Raw genomic sequence first — 4779 nt, 5'->3', positions numbered from 1 at the left:
CATTGCTATGATTTTTTCTTCCTGTTTTCCCATGACTGTTTCTCCTGAAAAAAGTATAGCAAAAAGCTCGATTTTACGCGAATTTCAAGGATTTGACATTCCGTCAAAATGACATGTGTATAAGCTTATGATTCGTCAGAAACCGAAAAAAATCGGACATGGATTTCCACATTTTCTGACATATGTACCAGAATAAACCGCGAATTGTGGATTACACAGATGATATAGGAGTTAATTTAAAAAATCCGAGAGGCTGTCCACAACAGCGTCTCGGATCCTTTGAAAAATATATTTTTAAATTCAGCGTTTTTAACAATATGAAATAGTAGGGGTGTGAACAGTAACAGAATCAGTTTTTCATCATTAGCGTTACTAATCACCATTATTGACTATTTGCCAAATACGTAGTATATTGTTTATAGAGGTATAGGAGACACGTTTGAAATTGGTCGAACCCTTCGGGTCACGATTTCATTCCTGTCTCTTTTTATTTGTCTATTACAGTTCTGATTCAGTTGATAATCGCTTTATTCTCTGTCCTGTGAATAAATCATCACTGAGTATTAAAGCTTATTATACATAAAACTTTAAGAGTCCTGTTGTATATTTAAAGTTTCTCCAAATACATTCCATTTTAATTTAGGTGTTGAAACCGACACTTTACGTACTTCTTGATTCACTGTTGGATTATGATAACGATTCACATCTGAATAGCTAACCGCAAATCTATCAACATCTCTCGCTATTGGTGTAAATGAATATGCAGGAACCTCCCCAACATGACTCATGTACATCATTCCTGCCGAGAAAAGCCCCTGGGCTTCTTCTGAATATGGTAAATCTCCTTCATCTATATGATCTCTAAGAAAAAGGAGATCTTCAAAAAGTGCATTTGAAACAGCCTGACATACACGAAAATATAGTTTTAAATCAATATAATCAGCACACAAGCACTTAGATGCATTTATCAAAAAAGCAATCTTTCTCATTGAATCAGCACGATCAATCACTGATATTAGACGTGCAGCATTATCATTTTTATTTCCATAACTGTCTAATTTTACTGCCATTTTTAACCGTGATTCATCATCAACATATACACCATTGAGAAAGCTTTCAAATTTAGCCCAAAATATTTGATTCTGAATAAATAAGCGACTTTTCCCGATTGCAAGCATCAACCTTCCCATAGCTACAGGATCACCAAGAATAGCCCCGGCGGCATCTGATAATAAGTCTACAGAAGCATCTTGTACTTCTTTGGAACTTATTAATATCTTTGCAGTGTTTATGATATTCATTTACATTTCCCACCTGCGAAAGCCGCTTTAAGATTCTTTTCAGTCTCTGTTCCATTCAGTTCCTCTGCTCTGCATCTCCACTTATTATCTGCCATGGTACTCTCCTTTAGCATATTTTCACCTCAATCATAATCAGGATTCATTTCCACATATTTATACAGCCTTTCAATCTCCTCGTGTGGAACTAAATCCTTCAAATAATTTGTATAAAGTGCGTTCACTGCCTGAATACCGGTTGCCACTACCGAACAAAAATGTGGGTATTTTCCCAAAATGGTATTAGCATCTGAAATCATTTTTAATATTTCATCCTGAGATGCGACATTTAACTTCAATGTCATCAACAATCCCCAGACCATTTCCAATGCTTCATCCGATTCTGTGCCATTAAAGTCCATAGAAGCTAAGTCTTCTTCCAATTTTAGAAGCTTCTCCCTAAGAACATCTTTACTGATTCTGTCTTTAAAATACTGACTCTGAAGCAAAGAAACCTGACAGCCTAATCTTCTTGACCGAATTGTCCAATCATCAGGATATAATTGCTCACATTTGGAAGCAATAGGATATCCTATGGATTCGTGAGACCCATAAAATCCTAAAATATTATCTATATTAAAGCTCGAATGACACAATGCCTGTACGCAATTGAGATTATCATAAGCACAGTTTTGTTCTATCTCTTGCAATGTTCTTTTAGCTTCCTGTATATCACCGGAAACCAGATGACCCATCATTTTCACATTATATCCATGCATCTTGAGCAGAATGTCATATTCTTCTGTGCCTGTTGAAAGTAATGCATCCAGTTTCTTTCTATCAGACTCTGCCTCCGCAAAAAAAACCTTTCGTTGAAAGCTCCGTGATATGTTCCTGAAGGAAGGTCTTCTTTAATATTTCAGTTACTCTCCCTCCTCGAACTTCAAGCATCTGATCAATAACTTCTTCCATTTCCGAAAGATCATACCAAGACCAGGCTCCTATCTGTTGTGCAACCCTATATAAACCGGTCAGCTTTAAACTAGCCTATATTCAATGGTAAGGTATCAGCCCTATAATCCATTCAGAGCTTATCAAGCTAAAATAAGATCTAACCCCTTACTCTTATCGAGTCCATAAAGAGCATTCATGAATCCATTCCAATCATCGTCGTCTATGCTGAAAACCCCACCTGGTACACCATGCTGTTGCTGCCAACAAGAAAAATAGACTACATAATTTCTTCCTGTAAGGTCTTTAAGATTTTGAAAGAACTCTTTCTTTTTTCCTCCAGTGCCCTATCTTGTTGAACGCTATCAAACAATGTATTCCAACTTGGCATACTTTGACTCCCTCATTACTTTATATATCCATATAGTCCACACAACTCGGTTTTTATTATTAGATTTAATTATCAAAATAATGACTACTATTGATACTTCTCGTTTCTTAACGCCTATGTTTTAGAAAGGCATACTGGACGTGTGAGGATTCGAACCTCTCATAGATAACTATGGGTGCTTCATCTCTATATCACAGTTCAATAATTACACTTTCCAATCGGATTTGAGCCCACGTCCTAAAACACCAGTGCCCACCATTCCAACTACTGTAGAAAACATTATTATTCTCATTTTTTCCGTCCTCCTATCGTTAAAGAAAAGCTTTAATTTCGATTGAAGGTTCTTTTCTCTTTTGTATGGAATTGTCAAACAAAACTGCATCATCACTGTCAGCAACAGCTATGAGAACAAAAAGTCGCACTTTCTATAAAACTCTTTACGCACCGTGCGAAACAAATGATCTGTATATCCCGGACAGTGTATTCAGATGTTTTCTTTTCTGTTCCATAGACGGATGAACGTACTTGTTCAGTGTCGTCTGGATGTTTGCGTGTCCAAGCATTTCACTAAGAGATTTTATATCAACTCCGCAATAAATGCAATTTGTAGCAAAGGTGTGCCTTAATACATGAAAACATTTGTGCGAGATATTGAGCTTTTTTAAGATTCTCTCGAACCTGTATTCATATGTTAACTTCCAGAAATTTTAGACCTAAAAAAGCCACTGAGTCGTTTTTTGATTACACTCAGTGGCTTTTATTCACAGAACTTCCGGCTCTGAATTTATATAGTGTAAGATATCTTCAAAGGAGCGTTTGTTATCTGACCCTTTCAAGTACGAGTCTACAAACGTATACACCAATTGTCTATGTCTTTTATACTATTTTCTATAAATAAAATACATTCCGATGTGGCAAGTTACCAGCAAGTTATTTTTTCCACATTTTGTATATGAGACCATTTATTACCGCTATTTCTTGATGTAAGTCAATTATAACTTTATTACTCAGCAAGTTACCGGCAAGTTAAATTATGCCCAGTATGGAATATATTTCATATATCTTGGTGCTGTAGTTGGATCCAGCGGCTTAATTAACATCATCTCAACAGCTTCTTTTATTAGCCTTGAGACACTACCAGAAGATGTTTCTTTTAGGCCAAATCTTTCTCTAAGAGTCGAATTTGAAAGCTGTTCCCCTTGAACATACTTAATACATGCATGTACATAGCAAGCCCACAATTTATCTTCTAGTGCGATGCTGGTAAATGGTATATCAGAATAGATTGTCACCCTAGTACTATCTTCAAATAATTGAATTTTAGGAGCAGGCAAGAACATAGCCTCACATGAGATAATTATTTTATCCCACCCCGTTCCTAATTCTTCACAAATACCCATCTGAATAATGCAGATTCGAATCAGACGAATACGATTTATATTTTGGGTGTTCATCTTTGAATGACATTTATATTACCGTTATTTCCCTCTTTGGGTACCTTTCATTTCTTTCGCAAGTCCCATTTTTTCAAGATCAAATCACAAATTTTACCTCTTTGGTCATCCAATAAAGACGCATCCATTTCGGTAAATCTCTCTTTGTGTAAATGATTCAGCTACCACACAACATTTTCATGAAGTTGCAAATCATGCGGAACAATTCTATTTCATAAACCTTTAAATCAGTTTCTTCTCCCCATATCATAGAAACGAAAAACAAATATGGAGCATGTGGAAAAACAATGGCTGCAGTGTATGCCTCATCCAGTCCTGCTTCTTCTCATCACGTGATATGATCCTTGTAAGAGGTCGAGTAGACAGGGGGATTGCTCCCTCTGCCCCTCACAGAATTCCGGACATGCAGATTTCCCGCATCCGGCTCTTTACGAGACTCATTCCTCGTATACTATCATGCGTAGATACTCACGTATATTTTTGCTTCGGCTAAGGGGTGAGTGTAATCTAACATCTTAAGAAAATCCACCCAATTGTAGCTTTTCTTCTGACTACGTCTGTTGAGCCAATAGAACAAGCTCTTCATCACCTCATACCTAAAAGCTTTAATACTCCTTGAGTTATCTGAAATCCCGTAGTAATGGAAATAACCAACCAGTATCTCGTTTAGCTTCTTAACAATGTCCTTAGTTCTCATTGTCCGCAT

Annotated in this window: 4 protein-coding genes and 1 pseudogene; all 5 read right to left on the bottom strand. The window is 36.6% G+C overall.

Annotated features, from left to right (window positions below):
* Window positions 1–587 precede the first annotated feature (587 nt).
* Entirely contained in the window at window positions 588–1301 is a 714-nt protein-coding gene (locus tag G625_RS21555) for a hypothetical protein (protein ID WP_049895928.1), read from the bottom strand.
* Window positions 1302–1423: 122 nt separating this feature from the next.
* Window positions 1424–2035, bottom strand: coding sequence for a hypothetical protein (locus G625_RS0114410; RefSeq protein ID WP_198014913.1), 612 nt, complete (start codon window positions 2033–2035; stop codon window positions 1424–1426).
* Window positions 2036–3056: 1021 nt separating this feature from the next.
* Window positions 3057–3299: pseudogene (locus G625_RS23525) on the bottom strand (tyrosine-type recombinase/integrase); the annotation flags it as partial.
* Window positions 3300–3650: 351 nt separating this feature from the next.
* On the bottom strand, window positions 3651–4019 hold the full coding sequence (locus tag G625_RS0114390) for a hypothetical protein (RefSeq protein ID WP_198014912.1): 369 nt from the start codon (window positions 4017–4019) through the stop codon (window positions 3651–3653).
* Window positions 4020–4527: 508 nt separating this feature from the next.
* The coding region (locus tag G625_RS0114385) for a group II intron maturase-specific domain-containing protein (protein WP_029201652.1) at window positions 4528–4779 on the bottom strand (252 nt) is incomplete at its 5' end.

The sequence above is a fragment of the Oribacterium sp. NK2B42 genome, assembly GCF_000424445.1.
Taxonomy (GTDB): Bacteria; Bacillota; Clostridia; order Lachnospirales; family Lachnospiraceae; genus Oribacterium.
The sequence above is the reverse complement of the archived record's forward strand: the minus strand, read 5'-3'. Positions and strand labels throughout refer to the sequence as shown.

Bases quoted from the DNA above. Each gene is read 5' to 3' on its own strand.
- G625_RS0114410 (WP_198014913.1), bottom strand. From the start codon at position 2,035: ATGATGGGTCATCTGGTTTCCGGTGATATACAGGAAGCTAAAAGAACA.
- G625_RS21555 (WP_049895928.1), bottom strand. From the start codon at position 1,301: ATGAATATCATAAACACTGCAAAGATATTAATAAGTTCCAAAGAAGTA.
- G625_RS0114390 (WP_198014912.1), bottom strand. From the start codon at position 4,019: ATGGGTATTTGTGAAGAATTAGGAACGGGGTGGGATAAAATAATTATC.